The organism is Lonsdalea quercina subsp. quercina (assembly GCF_000688695.1).
GTDB classification, from domain to species: Bacteria; Pseudomonadota; Gammaproteobacteria; order Enterobacterales; family Enterobacteriaceae; genus Lonsdalea; species Lonsdalea quercina_D.
This window is the reverse complement of record NZ_JIBQ01000012.1, coordinates 116,191-137,948: the sequence shown is the minus strand read 5'-3', so window position 1 is coordinate 137,948 and position 21,758 is coordinate 116,191. Positions and strand designations below refer to the sequence as shown.

18 protein-coding genes are annotated in these 21,758 nt (G+C 55.9%); 11 read left to right on the top strand and 7 right to left on the bottom strand.

Features of this window, described 5'->3' with window-relative positions:
- The 3 genes from SB13_RS12980 to SB13_RS12970 all read right to left on the bottom strand — a co-directional run bounded on the left by SB13_RS12980 (position 1) and on the right by SB13_RS12970 (position 3,542).
- Entirely contained in the window at positions 1 to 966 is a 966-nt protein-coding gene (locus SB13_RS12980; protein WP_051619106.1) for an ABC transporter permease, read from the bottom strand.
- A gap of 58 nt (positions 967 to 1,024) precedes the next feature.
- Positions 1,025 to 2,566, bottom strand: coding sequence for an ABC transporter substrate-binding protein (locus tag SB13_RS12975; RefSeq protein ID WP_026740764.1), 1,542 nt, complete (start codon positions 2,564 to 2,566; stop codon positions 1,025 to 1,027).
- A 67-nt stretch (positions 2,567 to 2,633) separates the two neighbouring features.
- Positions 2,634 to 3,542 carry a homocysteine S-methyltransferase family protein gene (locus tag SB13_RS12970; protein WP_026740763.1) on the bottom strand — a complete coding sequence of 303 codons (909 nt, stop codon included), beginning with the start codon at positions 3,540 to 3,542 and terminating at the stop codon, positions 2,634 to 2,636.
- Between the two features lie 721 nt (positions 3,543 to 4,263).
- Between SB13_RS12970 and nrdD the strand changes: the two genes are divergently transcribed.
- Both nrdD and nrdG read left to right on the top strand, forming a co-directional pair.
- Positions 4,264 to 6,402 (top strand): anaerobic ribonucleoside-triphosphate reductase, encoded by a 2,139-nt coding sequence (gene nrdD / locus SB13_RS12965; RefSeq protein WP_026740762.1) that lies wholly within the window; start codon positions 4,264 to 4,266, stop codon positions 6,400 to 6,402.
- A 156-nt stretch (positions 6,403 to 6,558) separates the two neighbouring features.
- Positions 6,559 to 7,023: an anaerobic ribonucleoside-triphosphate reductase-activating protein gene (gene nrdG, locus SB13_RS12960; protein WP_026740761.1), complete on the top strand. Its 465-nt coding sequence runs from the start codon at positions 6,559 to 6,561 to the stop codon at positions 7,021 to 7,023.
- 4 nt (positions 7,024 to 7,027) lie between these two features.
- Here nrdG and SB13_RS12955 read toward each other — a convergent pair whose 3' ends face one another.
- Entirely contained in the window at positions 7,028 to 7,483 is a 456-nt protein-coding gene (locus SB13_RS12955) for a YhbP family protein (RefSeq protein ID WP_026740760.1), read from the bottom strand.
- Between the two features lie 303 nt (positions 7,484 to 7,786).
- On the opposite strand from SB13_RS12955, the gene SB13_RS12950 reads away from it, so the two are divergent.
- On the top strand, positions 7,787 to 9,001 hold the full coding sequence (locus tag SB13_RS12950; protein ID WP_026740759.1) for a multidrug effflux MFS transporter: 1,215 nt from the start codon (positions 7,787 to 7,789) through the stop codon (positions 8,999 to 9,001).
- A gap of 129 nt (positions 9,002 to 9,130) precedes the next feature.
- On the opposite strand, the gene SB13_RS12945 is transcribed toward SB13_RS12950, so the two are convergent.
- A complete protein-coding gene (locus SB13_RS12945; protein ID WP_235202412.1) occupies positions 9,131 to 10,030 on the bottom strand; it encodes a LysR family transcriptional regulator in 900 nt (299 codons plus the stop codon).
- A 610-nt stretch (positions 10,031 to 10,640) separates the two neighbouring features.
- On the opposite strand from SB13_RS12945, the gene SB13_RS12940 reads away from it, so the two are divergent.
- From SB13_RS12940 to SB13_RS12915, 6 genes are all read left to right on the top strand, one after another.
- Positions 10,641 to 11,567, top strand: coding sequence for an aminoimidazole riboside kinase (locus SB13_RS12940; protein ID WP_026740757.1), 927 nt, complete (start codon positions 10,641 to 10,643; stop codon positions 11,565 to 11,567).
- Positions 11,568 to 11,752: 185 nt separating this feature from the next.
- Complete coding sequence (locus SB13_RS12935) at positions 11,753 to 13,324, top strand: carbohydrate porin (protein WP_026740756.1); 1,572 nt, start codon at positions 11,753 to 11,755, stop codon at positions 13,322 to 13,324.
- 82 nt (positions 13,325 to 13,406) lie between these two features.
- On the top strand, positions 13,407 to 14,777 hold the full coding sequence (locus SB13_RS12930) for a sucrose-specific PTS transporter subunit IIBC (protein WP_026740755.1): 1,371 nt from the start codon (positions 13,407 to 13,409) through the stop codon (positions 14,775 to 14,777).
- On the top strand, positions 14,777 to 16,189 hold the full coding sequence (locus SB13_RS12925) for a sucrose-6-phosphate hydrolase (RefSeq protein ID WP_026740754.1): 1,413 nt from the start codon (positions 14,777 to 14,779) through the stop codon (positions 16,187 to 16,189). Before SB13_RS12930 ends, SB13_RS12925 begins: the two co-directional genes overlap by 1 nt.
- 31 nt (positions 16,190 to 16,220) lie before the next feature.
- Positions 16,221 to 17,240 (top strand): LacI family DNA-binding transcriptional regulator, encoded by a 1,020-nt coding sequence (locus tag SB13_RS12920; protein WP_026740753.1) that lies wholly within the window; start codon positions 16,221 to 16,223, stop codon positions 17,238 to 17,240.
- A 170-nt stretch (positions 17,241 to 17,410) separates the two neighbouring features.
- On the top strand, positions 17,411 to 17,839 hold the full coding sequence (locus SB13_RS12915) for a hypothetical protein (RefSeq protein WP_026740752.1): 429 nt from the start codon (positions 17,411 to 17,413) through the stop codon (positions 17,837 to 17,839).
- 127 nt (positions 17,840 to 17,966) lie between these two features.
- Here the strand turns inward: SB13_RS12915 and exbD are convergent, their stop codons facing one another.
- Entirely contained in the window at positions 17,967 to 18,386 is a 420-nt protein-coding gene (gene exbD / locus SB13_RS12910) for a TonB system transport protein ExbD (RefSeq protein WP_026740751.1), read from the bottom strand.
- Positions 18,387 to 18,389: 3 nt separating this feature from the next.
- A complete protein-coding gene (gene exbB, locus SB13_RS12905; protein ID WP_081821858.1) occupies positions 18,390 to 19,346 on the bottom strand; it encodes a tol-pal system-associated acyl-CoA thioesterase in 957 nt (318 codons plus the stop codon).
- Positions 19,347 to 19,675: 329 nt separating this feature from the next.
- Here exbB and metC point away from each other — a divergent pair, with 329 nt between their 5' ends.
- Both metC and SB13_RS12895 read left to right on the top strand, forming a co-directional pair.
- Positions 19,676 to 20,869, top strand: coding sequence for a cystathionine beta-lyase (gene metC / locus SB13_RS12900; RefSeq protein ID WP_026740749.1), 1,194 nt, complete (start codon positions 19,676 to 19,678; stop codon positions 20,867 to 20,869).
- Between the two features lie 189 nt (positions 20,870 to 21,058).
- Positions 21,059 to 21,718: a DedA family protein gene (locus tag SB13_RS12895; RefSeq protein WP_026740748.1), complete on the top strand. Its 660-nt coding sequence runs from the start codon at positions 21,059 to 21,061 to the stop codon at positions 21,716 to 21,718.
- Positions 21,719 to 21,758 lie beyond the last annotated feature (40 nt).

Genomic DNA, 21,758 nt, shown 5'->3' with positions numbered 1-21,758 from the left:
TCATCCGTTCGACTGCCGGGAGTGGCGTAAACGCGGGTTGGCCATCAACGCCACCACGTCCGCCAGCAGGTTCAGCAAAATATAAATGGCGGCCAGCACCAGCGCGCAGTCCTGAATCACCGGAATGTCGCGTTTGCTGATGCTATCGACCATGTACTGTCCCAGCCCGGGATAAACAAAGACGTTTTCCACAATCACCACGCCCACCATCAGGTAGGCCAGATTCAGCACGATCACGTTGATGATAGGCCCCCAAGCGTTGGGCAGCACATGGCGCAAGAGGATACTGGAAGGCGACAGCCCTTTCAGCAGCGCGGTATCGACATACGCGGCATTCTGGGCGCTGATGAGCGCGGCGCGCGTCATGTTGCTCATATGACCCAGCACCGCCAGCAACAGCGTCATGGCGGGCAGCGCGACGGCGGTTAAGCGGTCCGCAAACGGCATCCCCTCATTCACGCTGCTGTTGCTCGGCAGCCAATAAAGCGTGATGGAGAACACGAGAATCAACAGATAGCCTGAGAAAAACTCCGGCAGCGCCACCGCCGTGCGGGTAAACAGGTTCAGGAGCTGGTCGAGCCAGCTGCCCTGATAACGCACCGATAGAAAACCGATGAGCAGCGCCAACGGCACCGCCACCGCAGACGTGCAGGCGGCCAGAAACAACGTGTTTTCAAGCCGATAGGCCAACACCGGTCCGACCGGCTGGCGGCTGGTAAAGCTATGACCGAAGTCGCCGTGGACGATGCCCGACAGCCAGCTGACATAGCGCGTCAACGCTGGTTGATCCAGCCCGAGCTGAAGATTGAGCGCCTTTACGGCGTCCGGCGTGGCGGTCTGTCCCAGGATGGCGGTCGCCGCATTCCCCGGCAACAGCTGGATCCCGGCGAAAATCAGCGCCGACACCACCACGATCATCACCCCGCCAGCCAGCAAACGACGCAGAATCATCGTTAGCAGCGGCATGCGGGTACTTACGCTATCAAGCACGCTCACCTCATTTTACCTGTCGGCCCGGCGATCCTTATGCCAGCCACAATTTTTCTGCGGCGCGATTGCCGCTCAGCGGGAAGCCCGGGATCGCCGTCAGCCCTTTCACGCGCTGACTGCAAGCGTCGAGAGAGTCGGCATACAGCGGAATGATTTCGCTGCCCTTTTCCACCAGCATCAGCTGAATGTCATGATAAATCTGACGGCGTTTGTCTTCGTTGACTTCACCGCGCGCCGCCTGCACCAGTTGGTCGAAAGACGGTTCTTTCCAGCCGGACTCGTTCCACGGCGCGGTGCTGGTGAAGACCAGCGATAGCAGCGCATCCGTCGTCGGGCGCATAGACCAGTTGGAAGACACAAACGGTTTCTTCATCCAGACATTGTCCCAGAATGCATCGTCCGGCACACGCTCCACCTTCAATGGAATGCCTGCTCGCTGAGCGGAAGCCTGATAGAGCTGGCCCGCATCCACCGCGCCGGGGAAGCCCGCATCGGCGACCGACAGCACCAGCGGCGCGTTGAACCCGGCTTTCTGCCAGTGCCATTTGGCCTTCTCCGGGTCGTACGGACGCTGCGGAATATCTTTTGCAAAGTAGCGGCTGGAGGGAAACACCGGATTATCGTTGGCGACGGTGCCATAACCGCCCAGCACGGTGTCGATAATCTGCTGGCGATCGAGCGCGTATTTGAGCGCCAGTCGACCGTCCTGCGAGGTGAACGGCGGCAGGTTGCCGAGACCCGGGAAAGTGAATATCTGGCTGTCATGCGACCGCAGCAGCTGTAGATTCGGCATCTTCTCGATACGCCCGACGATGCGCGGATTCACGCGGTTGATGAGATGCGCGGAACCACTCACCAGCGCTGCGACGCGGGCCGTGGAGTCGTTCATCGCCAGCGTTTCGACCGAGTCGACGTGGCCGCGCGCGCTGTTCCAGTGATTCGGGTTGCGTTTGACCAGCGTACGCACGCCGGGCTGGAAGCTTTCCAGAATGAAAGCGCCGGTGCCGATGCCTTTATCGAACGATTCGTTCTCCGGCGTGATGGCGAAATGCACATCGCTCAGCAGCGCCACGAACTCAACGTTCGGCGCATTTAATCGGATCGTCACTTCGTGCGTGCCGGTTGCTTCCAGCGCCGTGACTGGCTCCAGATAGCCTTTCACCGACGAGCTAGAGTCTGCGCTACGGTGATGATTCAGCGAATAGATGACGTCTTTGGCGGTCAGCGTGCGTCCGTCATGGAACTGTACGCCCTGCCGGATTTTCAGCACCCAGACGCTGCCGCCCTCCTTGCTGTCCCACGACTCCGCCAGCGACGGGCTGAGTTCGCCGCGCTCATCCAGCTCGACCAGATTATTAAACAGCTGGGAGCCGACAAAATACATGTAGGTTTCGAACCAAAATGCAGGATCGAGGCGGTCGGTGCTGGACGCATTATCCACGCCGACGACCAAATGGCCGCCTTTCTTCGGCGTTTCGGTCGCATCCGCGCCCCACGCATGGCCGAGCGGCCAGCCCGCGGTGGCCGTGGCCACCGAAAGCGCGCAGGCGTTCTTGATAAAGTGACGACGATTCATGATGTATTCCCCTGTAGTCCCCTGCGCGTGGCGAGAGGTTATTATCGTTATAGACGCCGATCGGGGATTAGTCCCGATGCGGCAACGCCTGCGCCAGGCGGGCAATATGTTCGGGACCGATGCCGCAGCAACCGCCGACCAGCGTCGCGCCCTGCGCCACCCATTCGGCGGCCCATTGCTGATACCCTTCAGGATGCGTATCGGCGCGCAGTCGGCTGAGGCCGTCATTTGCTTCCCGGCGATTGTCTTCCGGCTCAAACGCGTTGGCGTACACGCCGAGGCCGATGGTCGCGCCCTGCTCGCTTAACTGGGCGCGAGCCTCCGCGACGGCGGGCGCCATGACTTCCGGGCGGCTGCAGTTGAACAGTACGTTCGCGGCGCCCAGCGCGAATGCGCCCTGGGCCGCCTCGGCGATGGTCTCGCCGGAGCGCAACCGCGCGCGGCCCTGCTCATCCAGCTCGTCCAGTAGCGTAAAGGAAAGCCACAGTTCGCGCGGGTCGTCCGCCAGCAGTTGACGCACCAACGTCACCTCCGCCAGCGAACTCTGGGTTTCAGCCAGCCAGACGTCAACATAGGGATCAAGGGCGTCGATCAACACCCGTAAGATAGGTTCAGCGGCATCGGCGGAAAATAGATCGGGACGATAAGAGCCCAGCGCCGGAGGCAGCGAACCGGCGACTCGCACGGAGTGCGGCGCGGCGTCCGCCGCTTCACGCGCCAGCTTTCCAGCCAGCGCCGCCAGTTCATGGCCGCGCTGGTGAAACCGATCATCGCCAAGATGAAACGGCACGACGGCGTAGCTGTTCGCCGTGATGACCTGCGATCCGGCGGCGATATAGCTATCATGCACTTGTCGTACATGTTGCGGAGACTCCAGCAGCGCTAAAGCCGACCACTCGGGTTGGCGGAAAGGCGCGCCAATCCGCGCCAGTTCACGGCCCATGCCGCCGTCCAGAATCAGCACGTTTTCTGACATCGTCCTTCCTTACTCAGCGAAACTGAAAAAATGGTGGTCCACCTTACAAAAAAAGTCATATAGATGTCTAGAAGCCTTGATAGCTAAAAAGCGGGAGAGCTTCTACGCCTTACACCTATTTCGCCTTGCCGCCGAGCGCCCCCTCCCGACGGCAAGGCGGCCAGCCCTCCCCGGCCTAGAAGCACACAGGAAGGAGCGACTTTGACTCCGTCGCACAGCCCAGGAAAAGATTCCGTCAATGGCGCAACACCATCGCCCGTGTAGAACGCGATCGGCCCGGAAACATGTTCCACGACACAGGCAAAAAGCATGCGCACGAGGGCCAGGCTACGTGATGAATACACGTTGGGAAAAAGTCGAAAAAAAACGGCTGACAAAGGACACAAAACCCTACCCTTTTAATGCCTTTTCGGGCGTTTAAAGACGGTTTCCACCTCCATGTCGCACGTTTACAAAAAAGACATCACGCTATTCGTTTCTAATTTAAGCTGTTTAGAAATTTCTTTGTTCTGCATCAACCTCAGCATGAAATTGGAGATAAACCTCCCAATCAAAATCACTATAATCCCGCCTGGCAAAATTCAATATATAGTGTCTATACTCTCAATAAGACCTACATATAGCGTTTATCCACAATATCATCCACAACCTCGTGAAGCCCTTACGCGACGCGGTTGTGCCTGTGGATAACTACTGCACAGACATTAATGAGGACGCGAACGTGAAACCAGTGGTGATTAAACGGAACGGCTGTCAGGTACCTTTTGATGAAATTCGTATCCGTGAGGCGGTGGAACGAGCCGCCAGCGCTACGGGTGTTAACGATTTCGATTTTTGCGCCACCGTGGCGGCAGCCGTCACCGAGCAGATGCGGGACCGCTCCCGCGTTGAAATCCGCGAAATTCAGGACGCTGTCGAAAACCTGCTGATGTCGAGCAACTACAAGCCCGTCGCCCGCGCCTATATCGAATATCGCCACGACCGCGACGTCTCGCGCGAACGTCAGGGTCGCCTGACGCAAGAAATCCGTGGTCTGGTCGAACAGAGCAACGTTTCCCTGCTGAATGAGAACGCCAACAAAGACAGCAAGGTGATCCCGACTCAGCGCGACCTGCTGGCCGGTATCGTCGCCAAACACTATGCCAAGTTGCACATCCTGCCGCGCGACGTGGTGCTGGCGCATGAGCGTGGGGAAATCCACTACCACGACCTGGATTATTCGCCGTTCTTCCCGATGTTCAACTGCATGCTGATCGACCTGAACGGGATGCTGACGCAGGGCTTCAAGATGGGCAACGCCGAGATCGAGCCACCTCGCTCCATCTCCACCGCGACAGCGGTCACCGCCCAGATCATCGCGCAGGTCGCCAGCCATATTTACGGCGGCACCACCATCAACCGCATTGATGAAATTCTGGCCCCGTTCGTCGCCGCCAGTTACAAGAAGCATCAAGCCGTGGCGGAAGAGTGGAATATTCCCGATGCCGAACGCTATGCGCACAGCCGCACCGAAAAAGAGTGTTATGACGCCTTCCAGTCGCTGGAATACGAAGTCAACACGCTGCACACCGCCAACGGTCAGACTCCGTTTGTCACCTTCGGCTTCGGGCTGGGCACCAGCTGGGAGTCTCGCCTGATTCAGGAATCCATCCTGCGCAATCGCATCGCCGGGCTGGGCAAAAATCGCAAAACCGCCGTGTTCCCGAAGTTGGTCTTCGCCGTGCGCGACGGTCTCAACCACAAACCGGGCGACCCGAGCTACGACATCAAACAGCTGGCGCTGGAATGCGCCAGCAAACGCATGTACCCGGATATCCTGAACTACGATCAGGTGGTAAAAGTCACCGGTTCATTCAAGACGCCGATGGGCTGCCGCAGCTTCCTCAACGTCTATGAAGAGAACGGCGAGCAGATCCACGACGGCCGCAACAATCTCGGCGTCATCAGCCTGAACCTGCCGCGCATCGCCCTGGAAGCCAAAGGGGATGAGTCTCAGTTCTGGAAACTGCTCGACCAGCGACTGGAGCTGGCGAAGAAAGCGCTGATGACTCGCGTGGCGCGCCTGGAAAACGTGAAAGCCCGCGTCGCGCCAATCCTCTATATGGAAGGCGCCTGCGGCGTACGTCTGAAAGCCGACGACAATATCGCTGAAATCTTTAAAAACGGCCGCGCATCCATATCTCTCGGCTATATCGGCGTGCATGAAACCATCAACGCGCTGTTCGGCAACGAGAAACATGTCTTCGACGACGAAACGCTGCGTGAAAAAGCCGTCGCGATCGTCGCGCATCTGAAAGCAGCGACCGACCGCTGGAAAGAAGAAACCGGCTACGGTTTCAGCCTGTACAGCACGCCGAGCGAAAACCTGTGCGATCGTTTCTGCCGTCTGGACACCGCGGAGTTCGGCGTGGTCCCAGGCGTCACCGACAAAGGTTATTACACCAACAGCTTCCATCTCGACGTTGAGAAGAAGGTGAACCCGTACGAAAAAATCAATTTTGAAGCGCCCTATCCGGCGTTGGCGAACGGCGGCTTCATCTGTTACGGCGAATACCCCAACCTGCAGCACAACCTTAAAGCGTTGGAAGACGTCTGGGATTACAGCTATAGCCGCGTCCCTTATTACGGCACCAACACGCCGATCGACGAATGCTACGAGTGCGGTTTCACCGGCGAGTTCGCCTGTACCAGTAAAGGCTTCACCTGCCCGAAATGCGGTAACCACGACTCCTCCCGAGTTTCCGTCACCCGCCGTGTATGCGGCTATCTGGGCAGCCCGGACGCGCGTCCGTTTAACGCGGGCAAGCAGGAAGAAGTGAAACGCAGAATCAAGCACCTGGCCAACGGACAGCTGGGTTAACCCCGCGTCCTCAGCGCCTGACCGACAACGCTTATGCTGCGGTCGGGCGCTGACTCTCCCGCTGTGCATTCAGTGCCAACACAATCGTCTTAAGATTCGAACCACACGCATATCAAGTCAGGCCGTCTCAGGACGACCCCGGATAGGGACACCGTGATGAATTATCTTCAGTACTACCCCGTGGATGTCGTCAATGGACCCGGAACACGCTGCACGCTGTTTGTCGCGGGGTGCGAACATCAATGTCCAGGCTGCTACAACAAAACGACCTGGCGTCTCAGCGCCGGTCAGCCGTTTACGCAGCAGGAAGAGGACCGGCTCATCGCCGATCTGCAAGACTCCGACATCCCGCGCCAGGGCGTGACGCTCTCCGGCGGCGACCCGCTGCATCCGCAGAACGTGCCGGACATTTTACGTCTGGTGCAACGCATTCGCCGCGAGTGCGAGGGCAAGGATATTTGGATGTGGACGGGATACGTGCTGGCGGACCTGACGCCGGAGCAGCGTCAGGTGGTAGACCTCATCAACGTGCTGGTGGACGGTAAATTTGTGCAGGATTTGAAAGATCCCTCGCTAATCTGGCGCGGCAGCAGCAATCAGGTCATCCATCGCCTGCGCTAAAGCATCATCGTGAATGCGCGTCTACAACCTCCCGTTGCCACAGTAAACAGGCGCCAAATCTGAGCCTGTTATCGGTCATCTTCAGTTCCGTCAACGTCAAGCGCCATAGCGGCGCGCTGGACCGTCGAGCATGGGCGAAGCGCGCATTGTATCGATCGCGGGCGATGTGAGCCTCCGCCCCCTGAAGCAATCGGACTTCGGCCCGGAACTGCACGCCCTGAATCAACATCTCATTCTTCTGCTGATCGCTGACGGTGCCCGCCACCTGCGGTGAGCGCCGCATGAGTTGGGCGTGTCGCGTATCCGTATGGGTCATGATGTCGAAGGCCGCCATGTCGGCATCGTAGATATAGAAGCTGTTGGCGCACCATAGATGAGTCGCGTCGCCCGCGCACAGCGTCAGGACGTGATGCCGACGCAAATAACGTGATATTGACGCCAAATCATGCTCTGCCTTCATAATGATTCACCTCCCTTTGCGTCATCCTAAGCATAGCAGGCCGTGCTGCCCCCCAGCGGTATAGCCTGAAACTGCGGGCCGCACCGCTCTGTGGCGCGCTTCGCCGTCGCCTTAGTCTGCATCGACAGTCAACGCAACGCATCACCGATGGCGGTTCCATATATAGCCAGGGGGGTTCTGTCGCTCGATGAAACGGCCGCTGTTTACTGATCTGCAACAGTGCGTTTAGCAGTTAAGGATTTTAGTTATTCCCCGTTTAATTTATCTTCCAGCTACCCAATAATAGATTGTTATTAACGTCTAATGAAAAATACCCTCGCAATGCCCCTGGTGGTGTTGATCGCGTGCCTATCTGTAGGCGGGTTGATCTCCACAGATATATTTCTTCCCGCGCTCGGTAATATGAGCGAGTTTTATAAAGTCAGCGAAGCACAGATTCAAAACGCCATCGCTATTTTCTTATTTGGCGTCTCTTCCTCTCAGCTTATTTACGGCCCATTAAGCGACAGTCTGGGAAGAAAAAAAGTCCTTATCGCCGGCGGGATTATATGGCTCATATCTACTATCGCCGTAATATATAGCACGAACATTAATGAGCTGTTGTTCCTTCGGCTTCTTCAAGGAATAGGCTCTTGCGCCGGCATTACCATTAGTCGGGCGGTCATCAACGATATGATGGATAAAAAGGCCTCGGCGCAATTATATCTGGTTATCTTTCCCTTTGTCGGGATGTCACCTGCCATAGCCCCCATGATCGGCGGCGTATTAACGCAACATTTCGGTTGGCACTCATGCTTTATTTTCCTCACGGCATTTATTATTCTGACTCTAGTATTGTGCTTCACCTCATTGAAAGAAACCTTACCTCCGGAAAAACGGCAGCGTCTTAGCCTGACACTGTCGGCCAAAAGCACCTATCACGTTTTACTCAATAAAAGTTTTTTATATTACGCGGCAATTCTCTGCTTCGCCTATTCCGCTTATTTTGCCTATATTGTCGAATCACCCTTTATGCTCAGCAAACTGGGATTATCACCCGTCTATGTGGGATATACCTACGTGCTGTTATCAGCAAGTTATGTCGCCGGTAATTTAACGGCAAAAAGAATATCGCGGACGGAAAGTATTGAATCGACCCTTCGCAAAGGCTATTTGGTTTTTGTCGTCGGCGGCATCATATTTGCGCTACAAATGTTTTTCAGCCCACATGCCTTAGCTTCCACCGTAATCTCTATCTCTATTCTGACCTTCGGAAACGGCTTCTTACTGCCGCTTGGCACGGCTTCGGCTATCGCCGCCCATTCGCAGGCATCCGGTACAGCTTCGGGTGTGATGGGGGCATTACAGTTGGGAAGCGCGGCGCTATCGTCTTTTCTTATCGGGAAGATATCGGCCCATTCTCCTCAAATGACGGCTCTAATCATTGCTTTAGTTTGCGTGACCGGATTTGTGATTTACCTCCTTGGACAATTGACCTCTGTGAATTATGTGAAAAATAAAGAAAGTGAAACAAAATGATCAACAATATTGATGTGACTTTACGGGATGGCGGTTATCAGAATGGATTTAGCTTCCCTTCAAATTACGCAGTCAAACACGCCGGCCTGAAGCCTGACCAAATCGATGCAGTGACACGATTACATCCTCTCAGGATGCTGGACCCTCGACCGTCGCTAAATTCAACGTCCGGATAAAATCGATAAACGCCTGCTCATTCGGCGACGGCCGGGGATTGATATACACCACATACATAGGGAGCGGCGGCGGCATAAATTCATCGAGCACGGAGATGATTTCGCCGGAGTTAATGCTTTCTCTTATTGTAAAATCAGTCAGATAAGATATCCCCTGGCCGTTTTTCACCATCTGATAGAGGTCCAGACTATTGCTGACTCTGGACGTACAATGAGGCCGAATATCGGTTTCCTTGCCCTCGACGATGAATTTCCATGAGCGCTGATGGTTATCGAAATGGAACAGGCAGGTGTGGCTATGCAAATCTTCCGGGTGACGGGGAATACCGTGCTGTTGCACATATTCGCGCGAAACGCAGGTGTGTTTTCGCCAGTAGCCTAATAGGGAGTAGTAAAGGTTGCTGTCAGGCAACGGGCCACAGTGCAACGCCAAATCAAAACCGTGGCTGAAAAGTTCCATACAGTGATTTCCGGTCACCGTCTCAAGCTTAAGTTTTGGATAGCGCTCGATAAACTGCCTGAGGTTGGGAATAACGTGCAAATGATTAATCGAATGGGGAATACCGACTTTAAGACATCCGCTGACTTCTGCATTAAGGCTTTTCACATCTCTCATGCAGGATTCATAATCATCAATGATCGACAGACAGCGTTGATATAATTGCTCTCCGGCCGCAGTCAGTAATATTGTTCTTGAATTACGTTTAATCAGCTGCGTTTTTACTTCGAATTCTAGCCGTTCTATTCGTCGGCTCACCATCGCGGGGGATATTTTCATTGCAACCGCTGCGGATCTGAATCCCTGATATTCCACGACCATCCTGAACGCTTTCAAGTTTTCCAGCACTCGCATTTCCTTCCATTCAATCCCAATTGAGTCGCGCTATTAACATATCGCATTAATTAAACGAAATATCAATATTGATTAAAGGGTCAATGAAAGGACGCGCGTCAGCGTTAAATCTGCGTGAGAAATGAGAAAATAAGCCTTATAGCCCATCTATTTTCCGGAGGGCATCGTTTGATATTTTAGTCATCAATAACATAGTTTCTTTTCGGCAGTTTTAATGAGTAAACGTTAACCTCGATATATCAACAACTCATGCCTTTAGGCGGCTGACGAAGTCACCCGCGCTATCGGCGCCCGTTGACGGTGCGGAGTTCACCCCATGACACTTAGGCGCGGTCTGGTCCACTCACCGAAAATACCACTGCATCGACGTGACTCATGCCGTTATTTTCAATCTCTTCTCCCGTTTATTTTTCTCCCGCAATATTCACACCAAGAAATGAGTCCGGCGGGTCACGATATGGCCCTGTATTGCGTTTTTTTGGGTTTTTACTCCCTGAAAAAGTGATGAATGTGTGCGGTCGCCGACATTAGCCGCATGAAAGTATTGATTAGCTAAACCGATTCTTCTATTTTAGCGGCCGGTTTATCAATCCCAGTAAAGAGCATAGTTATGTCACATAAAGTGTGGGTCATGGGCGATGCCGTGGTTGACCTGATTCCTGAAGGCACGGATCGTTATCTGAAATGTCCGGGCGGCGCACCGGCGAACGTCGCCGTGGGTGTGGCCCGTCTCGGCGGTGAGAGCGCATTCATCGGCCGTGTGGGCGAAGACGCCTTCGGTCGCTTCCTGCGCGCGGTACTGATCGAGGAACAGGTGGACACCGGTTTCATGCAGCTGGACCTCAAGCATCGGACCTCTACCGTGCTGGTAGAGCTGGACGATCAGGGCGAGCGCTCTTTCACCTTCATGGTGCGCCCAAGCGCCGACCTGTTTATTCAGTCGCACGACCTGCCTGATTTTCAGCGCGGCGAATGGCTGCACTTGTGCTCTATCGCTCTTTCTCAGGAACCTTCGCGCGGAACAGCGCTGGAAGCGATGAAACGCATCCGGGAAGCGCAGGGCTGGGTCAGCTTCGATCCGAACATCCGTGAAGACTTGTGGGAAAGCGAACAGGAACTGCGTGACTGTCTGGACCAGGCGCTGTCTCTGTCCGATGCGGTGAAACTTTCGGAAGATGAATTCCTGTTCCTAAGCGGTACGTCCGAGATTGAACAAGGAACGGAAGCGCTGATGTCCCGCTACGGCCTGAAACTGCTGCTGGTCACGCAGGGCGGCAACGGCGTGTGGCTGCGCGACAGCAAGAACCTGAAACATTTCGACGCGCCATACGTGACGCCTGTCGACACGACGGGCGCTGGCGACGCCTTTGTCGCCGGCCTGCTGCAAGGTCTGGCGCAGCACGACGATTTGAACAACATCGCCCAATGGATGGATATCGTGGATCAGGCGCAGCGCTGCGGCGCGCTCGCGACCACCGCCAAAGGTGCGATGACGGCGCTGCCTTATGCGCACCAGTTAGCCACGCCTCTTTCCTAAAACTTTCCTGTTCCCGCGTAAAAAAACGACGTGGGAACAGGTATTTTGTAGCCAGGATCACAGATAGAGAATCGAGTTAGCAAAAACCCTTGCCAACCCCCTCACACCCTTTTAATTTCGCTGCACAACCGGTTTAGCAATTTAGCAAAAATAATATAGCTCAACCTAAAAAGAGAATAAAAACCATGAAACTCAACTACCTCTCTGCAACGATAGGACTTCTTCTGTGTTCCCATTATGCCACCGGGGCGGAAACTACCACGCTGGAAGATCGACTCAATGCGTTGGAACAGCGTGTACAGCAGGCTGAACTGCGCGCTCAGCGGGCGGAAGCCCGTGCCGACGCGGCGGAAAAGCAGGCGCAGACGCTCTCTACCCGCACGGCGCTCATCGAACAGCAGGCGCATCAGGTCGAACAACGCACCACGCAAAACGAGCAGCAAACGCGACAGGTCGCGGAACGCACCACCGCGCTGGCTGACAAAAGCAGCCTCGCCGATGGCTTCGAATTCCACGGCTATGCGCGATCCGGGTTGGCGATACATGACTCCGCCACCAGCAGCAAAGCGGATATCGGGCCGGGCATGTCGCCCGCCGGCAGCGTAGGCGGCAACATCGGCCGTCTGGGCAACGAGGACGACACGTATCTGGAACTCAAGCTGGAGCATAAGACCAAGCTGGATAACGGCGCGACGACTCGTTTCAAGGTGATGATGGCCGACGGACAGCGCAGCTATAACGACTGGACAGCAGACAGTAGCGACCTGAATATTCGCGAAGCTTTCGTGGAGCTGGGCTCTCTGCCGACGTTCACCGGCGCGTTCAAGGACACTACGTTGTGGGCGGGTAAACGTTTCGACCGGGACAACTTCGATATCCACTGGCTGGACTCCGACGTCATCTTCCTGGCCGGCACCGGCGGCGGTATCTACGATGTTCAACCCGTCGACGGATGGAAAACCAACTTCTCTCTGTATGGCCGCAGCCTGGGCGACAACGAGGCGCTGGATAACGAGATCCAGAACTACATCGTGACCAGCAATAACTTCGTCGGTCCGTTCCAGTTCATGCTGAGTGGACTGCGAGCGAAGAACAACGATCTCACCACCAACACCGGTGCCAACAGCGCCAGCCATATCGTCAACAGCAATGCTGGCGATTCCGGCGTACACGCCGCGGTGGCATGGCGTGGTGACAACTTTTACGGCCTGCGGGACGGCAGCTCGCTTATCGCATTGCTGTACGGTCACGGGTTGGGCGCGGAAGTCAAAGGGATTGGCTCCGACGGCAACCTGACGCAAAACGCCGATACCTGGCGGCTGGCGACCTACGGCACCACCGCCATCAACAAGACCTGGAGCTTCGCGCCCTCGCTGATGGCGCAGAGCAGTAAAGATCGTTATGTCTCCGGAGATGACTATCAGTGGGTAACGTTTAACGCCCGCTTCATTCAGGAAATCACTCCCAATTTCGCATTGGCGTATGAAGGTAGCTATCAGTACATGGATCTCGATCCACAAGGCTATTTGGCGCGCAATCAGGTCAGCGGCGGTTTTTACAAATTGACCTTCGCACCGACCTTCAAGGTTGGCGATATCGCCAACTTTTTCAGCCGGCCCGAGCTGCGCGTTTTCGCCAGCTACATGGACTGGGATAAACGTCTGGACAACTACTCCAACGAAGATGCTTTCGGCTCCACCGGCTTTAGCGCTGGCGGCGAATGGACCTTCGGCGTTCAGATGGAAACCTGGTTTTAATTGATTCAGCCTTCACCCGCGGCCGTCTTCGGATAGCCGCGAGTTTAGCTGATGTAGTGTTGTTTGATTTATGAGGAAACTTATGGACATTAAAGCCACTGCGGCTTCTCTTCTCCCCCTGCTGGGCGGGAAAGACAATATTGCCAGCGCGGCCCACTGTGCCACACGTCTGCGTCTGGTGTTAAAAGATGATAATAAGGCGGACAAAGCCGCTATCGAAAAAGTGGAAGGCGTAAAAGGCTGTTTCCAAAACTCAGGACAAATGCAGATCATTTTCGGCTCCGGTCTGGTCAACAAAGTCTATGCGGAGTTCATCAAAGCCGCGGGCGTCCATGAATCCAGTAAAGCGGAAGCCGCGTCGGCCGCCGCCAAAAAACTGAACCCGCTGCAGCGCCTGGCGCGCCTGCTGTCCAATATCTTCGTTCCCATCATTCCGGCTATCGTCGCCTCCGGCCTGCTGATGGGTCTGCTGGGGATGATCAAAACCTATAACTGGGTGAACCCGGATAGCGCTATTTTCATCCTGCTGGATATCTTCAGCTCCGCCGCCTTCATCATTCTGCCGATCCTGATTGGTTTCACCTCCGCGCGCGAGTTCGGCGGTAACCCTTATCTGGGCGCGACGCTCGGGGGGATTCTGACTCACCCCGCGCTGACCAACGCCTGGGGCGTCACCGAAGGGTTCAAAACCATGCACCTGTTCGGCTACGACTTCGCCATGATCGGCTATCAGGGCACCGTGTTCCCGGTACTGCTGGCAGTCTGGTTCATGAGCATGGTGGAAAAACGCCTGCGCAAAATCATCCCTAACGCGCTGGATATCATCCTGACGCCGTTCCTGACCGTCATCATCTCCGGCTTTGTCGCCATGCTGGTGATTGGTCCTGCTGGCCGCATGCTGGGCGACGGTATCTCCATGGTGCTGAGCACCCTGATCACCCATGCAGGTTGGTTAGCGGGTCTGCTCTTCGGCGGTCTCTACTCCGTGATCGTGATCACCGGGGTGCACCACAGCTTCCACGCCATTGAAGCCGGTCTGCTGGGCAACCCGAACATCGGCGTCAACTTCCTGCTGCCGATCTGGTGCATGGCTAACATCGCTCAGGGCGGCGCCTGTCTGGCGGTTTATTTCAAAACCAAAGATCCTCGCATCAAGGCGATTGCTATCCCTTCCAGTTTCTCCGCACTGCTGGGGATCACCGAAGCGGCGCTGTTCGGTATCAACCTGCGCTTCGTGAAACCGTTCCTGGCCGCCATCGTCGGCGGGGCGCTGGGCGGGGCCTGGGTCGTGGCTAACCACGTCGGCATGACTGCCGTAGGTCTGACGGGTATTCCGGGCATGGCGATTGTAAAAGCCGACTCATTCCTCAGTTACGTGATCGGCATGCTGATAGCCTTCGGAACAGCCTTCTTGATTTCCCTGCTCCTGAGATACAAAACGGATAGCAAATAATGAGAGAAACCCACTTATTAAAACGTATGGCTCATGCCTTGATGTCGGCTCAATCGCGCCAGTGCTATGACCCTTACCGTCCGCAGTGGCACCTGTCACCGAATGTCGGTCTGCTCAATGATCCGAATGGATTCATTGAGCACAAAGGGCGTTACCATCTGTTTTATCAGTGGAATCCATTAGCTTGCGCCCACGGAGCGAAATTCTGGGGGCACTGGAGCTCGGCCGATCTGGTCAACTGGCGTCACGAACCCGTGGCGCTGGTACCGGCAGAAAGTTATGAAAGCCACGGCTGCTACTCTGGTTCTGCGGTGGAAGACGACGACGGCACGCTGACGCTGGTTTATACCGGCAACGTGAAGTACGACGACGGCTCACGCACGGCCAATCAGTGTCTGGCGCGGGAAAATGCAGACGGCGAGTTCGATAAGCTCGGCACCGTTCTGACGCTGCCGGAAGGCTATACCGGCCACGTACGCGATCCCAAGGTATGGCGTCATGACGGCAAGTGGTACATGGTGCTCGGCGCTCAGGACAACGATTTGCAGGGCAAGGTGCTGCTGTTTTCCTCCGACGATCTGCATCAGTGGCAGTCATTGGGCGAAATCGCCGGCTCCCGCCTCGGCGGCTTGGGCGATTTCGGCTACATGTGGGAGTGTCCGGATCTGTTCCCATTAGGGCAGCACGACGTACTGATTTGCAGTCCTCAGGGGTTGGCGGCCGAGGAAGAACGTTACCTGAACATCTTCCAGGCGGGCTACTTCGTCGGCAAGCTGGATTATGACAAAGGACAGTTCACCCACGGAGACTTCCAGGAGCTGGATCTGGGCTTTGAGTTCTATGCGCCACAGACCACGACGAGCCAGGATGGCCGTCGCCTGATGTTCGGCTGGATGGCGGTTCCGGATCAGGATGAGTTCCAGCAGCCCACCCTCGAATACGGCTGGGTGCATACCATGACCTGCCCGCGTGAGCTAACGCTGCATGACGGCATGCTGTATCAGCAGCCCGCCTGTGAGCTGCAGAGCCTGCGCACGCAGAAGCACGTCTGGAAAGGCGTCGCGGACTATGCGCCGGTACTGCCTGCGGGCAGCGCCGAACTGATGGTGGATACGCAGGGCGAGTTCCAGATCAACTTCGCCGGCCTTATGGTGTTGTGCTGGGACGGCGAACGGCTGACGCTGAGTCGTCATAACCTGCGTACGGGCGAGCCGGAACATCGTTACTGGCGCGGCGAATTGCACTTCCTGCATATCTTGTGCGATCGCTCCAGCGTGGAAATCTTCATCAACCACGGCGCCGCCGTGATGTCGGCCCGCTATTTCCCACTGCGGGATGCCACCGTCAGTTTCAGCGGTTCAGGGAGGTTAACGCTGCAGCACTGGCTGTTAGCGTCATGCGTGATAGAATAGTTTCCCTTTTTTCTACCATTAAGAACGAGTGGTGAAACAAACTAAGCGCGTAACCATCAGTGATATCGCCAAACTGGCGGGGGTTTCCAAATCCACCGCCAGTTTGGTTTTAAATGGTCGTAGTAAGGAGTTTCGCGTCTCGGACGCCACACGCGACCGCATTCTTGCTCTCGCTCAACAGCATCGCTACCTTCCCAGTATTCACGCCCGCTCGCTTCGCTCTACCCGCAGCAACACGCTCGGCCTGGTCGTGCCGGAAATGACCAACTATGGCTTTGCGTTAATTTCTCACGAACTGGAAATGCTGTGCCGCGAGGCGGGTCTGCAACTGCTTATCGCCTGTACCGACGAGAATCCCAGCCAGGAAATCATGGCGGTAAATAGCCTGATTCAGCGTCAGGTGGACGGCCTGATTGTCGCCTCCAGCATGCTTAACGACGCCGAGTATCAGAAGATTAACCAGCAGCTGCCTGTCGTACAGTTCGACCGCATGATAGGTGACTCCGACCTGCCGCTGGTGATCACCGAGTCGATCGAGCCGACCGCCAAATTGGTAGAAACCATCGCGCGTCAGCATCAGGGCGAGTTCTATTTCATTGGCGGCCAATCCCGCATTTCGCCCACCCGCGACCGTCTGGCCGGTTTCCAACTAGGGCTGGAGCGCGCCGGGGTCAGCTGTCATCCCGACTGGATTATTCACGGCAACTATCGCCCCAGCTCCGGCTACGAGATGTTTGCCGAGCTGTGCGCGACGCTCGGGCGTCCACCCAAAACCCTGTTTGTCGCCGCCTGCGGCCTGCTGGAAGGGGTGCTGCGCTACCTGAACCAGCACAACCTGATGAACAGCGAGATCCGACTGTGCAGCTTTGACGATCACTATCTGTTTGACTGTCTGCCGCTGCGAATCGACACCGTCGCGCAAGATTGCGAAACGCTGGCCAGCAGAAGCTTCGATATGATCACCGCGCTGATTGACGGGCGCACTCTCCCCGAAAAGCACGTTTNCGTGCCAAGCCGCATCCACTGGCGCCATCCAGACTCTCGCGGATAAATCGCCCCCGTCACCGGTTTCCCGCAACGCCTCGGACCAGGCCAGCAAGCGCCTGGTTCAATGAGGTTATCAGCCACCCGCCCCCGATTAAACCAGGCTTTCGCCCTATCCAAACGCGCTTTGTCGCCTGTTAAGTTCTCTCATACCCCATTAATTGAAGGAGGGATGTGATGTCATTTTATGTCGGGACTGGCTACTTTCCTGCTTACATCAGCAGTGAAAAAATCAACAATATCCTGGAATCGGAAACGCCCCCGGAAATGAGTTTGTGGGAAAAGATAAAGGATTTTTTCTGCTCAACGCATCAGGCAGAAGCGCAGGAGTGTATCTATCAACTTTGCCATCCGCCCGCCCAAACGNCCCCAGAGCAGGTAAAGGCCGTTTTTGAACGGCTGCAACAGCTGACTTATCCAGGATTTGAGCATCAGTTCAAAGCATGCGTGAATAGCCAGCATCACTGTGGGGCGAGTTACTTCACCATCGAGGATCAAAACGCCACGGAAGTGTTATCAGTCATGCTCTTCGACGATTACACCGTCACGACAGGGAAAAGCGGTTACCTGAACATGGGGCTGACCAGGAGCTACCCCTTCGCTTAACCGCCAGGTCACCCGGGCTGCAGCCACGACGCTCAAAGCCAAATACAGCCGATAACGCAGCGAACAACGGAAACAAAAAAGCGCGGCAGAAGCCGCGCTTAACGTAAAACGTGTGCCATAAGTGTGATTAACGCGACGCTTTCTCCATCCCCATCAAACCCACTTTGAGATAGCCCGCGGAACGCAGCGAGTCCATGACCTGCATCATGGTCTCGTAGTCCACGCTCTTATCCGCCTGGAAGTAGATCGTGTTCTCTTTGTTGCCGTTGGTTTTGGCATTCAGCGTCTGCGCCAGCGTATCCTGCGTGACCGGGTCTTCTCCCAGATAAAGCTGTTTATTGGCTTTTATCGTCAGATAGACCGGTTTTTCACGCGGTTGAGGCGCGGCGGAAGAGGCTGGCAGATTTACGCGAACGTCGACCGTCGCCAGCGGCGCCGCCACCATAAAGATAATCAGCAGCACCAGCATGACATCAATAAACGGCGTGACGTTGATGTCATGCATTTCGCCGTTTTCGTTCTGTCCGTCGTTCAGATGCATTGCCATGACTCAACCCGCCCGCAGTTTCTGCGTCGAAGACGCCGCCGCGCTGCTTTCACTGGCGGCAATGTCCAAATCGCGGCTCTGAAGCAGCAGCACCTGCGCCGCGACATCGCCAACCAGCGCTTTGTAGCTGGTCGTGGAGCGGGCGAACACGTTGTAGATAACCACCGCAGGAATAGCGGCAATCAGACCGATGGCCGTAGCCAGCAACGCTTCGGCGATACCCGGCGCGACAACGGCCAGGTTCGTGGTCTGCGTGTGGGCAATGCCGATAAAGCTGTTCATGATGCCCCAAACCGTACCAAACAGACCGATAAACGGTGCGATGGCGCCGACTGTCGCCAGGTATCCGGTCCCACGCGACATATGGCGTCCGTTGGCGGCGACGCGGCGCTCAAAGCGGAACGCGGTACGCTCTTTAATGCCCTGATTGTCGTCGGAACGGGCTGACAGTAAGATTTCGTCCTGCGCATCGGCGACGAACTGTTGCGCGACGCTGCCCTTTTTGCAAAGACGCGCCATTTCAGCCGCTTCGTCCAGCGAGCGCACGTTGCTCAGGGCATCATGCTCGCGACGCAGGCGACGCTTCGCGCCGATCAACTCGGCGCTTTTACCGAAGAAGATGGCCCAGGTCACCACCGATGCCAGGATCAAGCCGATCATGACGATCTTGACCACGATGTCCGCATGTTGGTACATCCCCAGCACGGATAAATCCATCTGCATCAAATTACCCGGCGCGGCAGATTCGGAACCTGGCGGCAATGAGAGCGGTGATGTCGCCGCCGAATCGCCACCGTCCGTGGAGAGAGGTAAAGATGAAGGTGCGGCAAACGCATAGCCGCTAAAGCCCGCCACCAGCAATAACGCCAGCAGGCTCCGGTACACTGCGCCAAAGGCGCCCCCGATCGTCCGCCAGGCTGATGAAACCTGCTGCTTTCCTTTAATGTCAGCCGTATTCACGCTGTTCCTCCGCCAATCATTCAGTGCTATTCATTAGTCAACCATTTTGGTCAAAATGATACCAAAGCCAAAATTAATTGATAGCTATTCTCATTATTATTGCGCATATATCTCCATGGCAGTCGGCGCTTCTGGCCAAAACCCCGCCTTTCCTTACAGCACAATCCCCTTTTACTGCCCTCACTGGCAGCAAGAGTGTGCTTTTTAGCCTTCCGCCCGCCACACTCGGTGTCAGCCATGATAACGTAAAGAGAATGGTGTTAAAGAGATAAAACCGCCGCACTCCTCAATGACAGGAGCCATCAAGGCCGATGAGCAACAGGTGAAGCATGACTAGCAAAAAAACCGCCACAGCACTGGTTTCCGCCGGAAGACAGAAGAAATTTACCCAAGGTTCGGTTAACCCCGTGATTCAGCGAGCCTCCTCGCTCGTCTTCGACAGCGTGGAAGAGAAGAAACAGGCGACCCGCAATCGCGCTAAAGGCGCGCTGTTCTACGGCCGCCGTGGAACGCTGACGCACTTTTCTCTGCAGGAAGCCATGACCGAGCTGGAAAATGGCGCGGGCTGCGCGTTATACCCTTGCGGTGCGGCGGCCATCGCCAACGCCATCCTGTCATTCGTCTCATCGGGCGATCATCTGCTGGTTACCGGCTCCGCCTATGAACCTACGCAGGACTTTTGTAACAAAGTGCTGGGTAGAATGAACGTCAGCACCACCTATTTTGATCCCATGATCGGCGGCGATATCGCCAGGCTGATCCAGCCGGAAACCAAAGTGGTCTTTTTGGAATCGCCGGGCTCCATCACGATGGAAGTGCAGGATGTCCCCGCGATTGTCGCCGCCGTACGCCGCGTCAATCCGGAGATCGTCATCATCATGGACAACACCTGGGCGGCGGGCATTCTGTTTAAGGCGCTGGACGCTGGCGTAGATATCTCCGTTCAGTCAGGCACCAAGTACATTGTGGGGCACTCCGACACCATGCTGGGCACCGCGGTCGCCAATGCGCGCTGCTGGGACAGGCTGCGCGAGCAGTCTTATCTGATGGGTCAGATGGCGGACGCCGACAGCGCTTATATCGCCAGCCGCGGCCTGCGTACTCTGGGGGTGCGCCTGAAGCAGCATCAGGAAAGCAGTTTGCGCATCGCGCGCTGGCTGGCGGAACGTCCGGAAGTCGATGTCGTCAATCATCCCGCTTTGCCGGGATGTAAAGGCCACGCGACCTTCGCGCGTGACTTCAGCGGCTGCAACGGGCTTTTTTCGTTTGTTTTAAAACAAAAACTCTCGTCAGCGCAGTTAGCCAGCTATCTTGATAACTTCAGCCACTTCAGCATGGCCTACTCCTGGGGCGGTTTCGAATCGCTGATTCTGGCTAATCAGCCGGAAGAGCTAGCCAAAATCCGACCGGCCGGCGGCGTTGATTTCAACGGAACGTTGATTCGGTTACATATCGGACTGGAAGATTGCGACGATCTGATCGAGGATCTCGCCGACGGGTTCAGAAGAATTCAGGAATCGTAAAGGTTCCTGTCTCGCTATACCCCTTGATTTCGCTGCGATTGAATAGGGAAAACGTGTATTATGGTCGTTACGCGGCAGTTATAACGACAAACCCACGTTTTTCACCCTATTACGTACCCGAATCGCGGCACGGAGCAGCAATACGTTGTTCATTTCAGAGGGTTCCAGCAAAACCAGACAGGACGCAAAATGAGTGTTGTTCACGAAATAATTCAGGCGCTATGGCAGCAGGATTTCAGCGCACTGGCCGATCCTCACGTTATATGGGTGGTCTACGGCATTCTCTTCGTCACCTTATTTCTCGAGAATGGCCTGCTGCCGGCGTCCTTCCTACCGGGGGACAGCTTGCTGCTGCTGGCGGGCGCGATGATCGCGAAAGGCGTGATGAATTTTATCCCGACCATGGTGCTGCTGACCATTGCGGCGAGCCTCGGCTGCTGGCTAAGTTATCTGCAAGGGCGCTGGCTGGGCCACACCCGGCTGGTCAAAACCTGGCTGGGACAACTGCCGGTGCATTATCACCAGCGCGCGTACTCGCTGTTCCACCGGCATGGACTGGTGGCGCTGCTGATCGGCCGTTTTCTGGCCTTTGTTCGTACGTTGCTTCCGACCATCGCCGGGATTTCCGGGCTGAGCAATACCCGTTTTCAGGTTTTCAATTGGCTGAGCGGCCTGCTGTGGGTCTGCGGCATCGTCTCGCTGGGCTACGCCATCAGCCACATTCCGCTGGTGAAACGCTACGAAGACCAGGTGATGACAGGACTGTGCCTGCTGCCCGTCGTGCTGCTGCTCAGCAGTTTGGTCGGTATCGCCATCATGCTATGGCGTAAAAAACGCGTCAGCGTTTAACGCCGTCTTCCGCCGCCGGGCTGACCGCCTGCGCGGCGAC

Coding starts and splice junctions, on each gene's coding strand:
- SB13_RS12980 (WP_051619106.1), bottom strand. CDS start 966: ATGCCGCTGCTAACGATGATTCTGCGTCGTTTGCTGGCTGGCGGGGTG.
- SB13_RS12975 (WP_026740764.1), bottom strand. CDS start 2,566: ATGAATCGTCGTCACTTTATCAAGAACGCCTGCGCGCTTTCGGTGGCC.
- SB13_RS12970 (WP_026740763.1), bottom strand. CDS start 3,542: ATGTCAGAAAACGTGCTGATTCTGGACGGCGGCATGGGCCGTGAACTG.
- nrdG (WP_026740761.1), top strand. CDS start 6,559: ATGAATTATCTTCAGTACTACCCCGTGGATGTCGTCAATGGACCCGGA.
- SB13_RS12955 (WP_026740760.1), bottom strand. CDS start 7,483: ATGAAGGCAGAGCATGATTTGGCGTCAATATCACGTTATTTGCGTCGG.
- SB13_RS12950 (WP_026740759.1), top strand. CDS start 7,787: ATGAAAAATACCCTCGCAATGCCCCTGGTGGTGTTGATCGCGTGCCTA.
- SB13_RS12945 (WP_235202412.1), bottom strand. CDS start 10,030: ATGCGAGTGCTGGAAAACTTGAAAGCGTTCAGGATGGTCGTGGAATAT.
- SB13_RS12940 (WP_026740757.1), top strand. CDS start 10,641: ATGTCACATAAAGTGTGGGTCATGGGCGATGCCGTGGTTGACCTGATT.
- SB13_RS12935 (WP_026740756.1), top strand. CDS start 11,753: ATGAAACTCAACTACCTCTCTGCAACGATAGGACTTCTTCTGTGTTCC.
- SB13_RS12930 (WP_026740755.1), top strand. CDS start 13,407: ATGGACATTAAAGCCACTGCGGCTTCTCTTCTCCCCCTGCTGGGCGGG.
- SB13_RS12925 (WP_026740754.1), top strand. CDS start 14,777: ATGAGAGAAACCCACTTATTAAAACGTATGGCTCATGCCTTGATGTCG.
- exbD (WP_026740751.1), bottom strand. CDS start 18,386: ATGGCAATGCATCTGAACGACGGACAGAACGAAAACGGCGAAATGCAT.
- metC (WP_026740749.1), top strand. CDS start 19,676: ATGACTAGCAAAAAAACCGCCACAGCACTGGTTTCCGCCGGAAGACAG.
- SB13_RS12895 (WP_026740748.1), top strand. CDS start 21,059: ATGAGTGTTGTTCACGAAATAATTCAGGCGCTATGGCAGCAGGATTTC.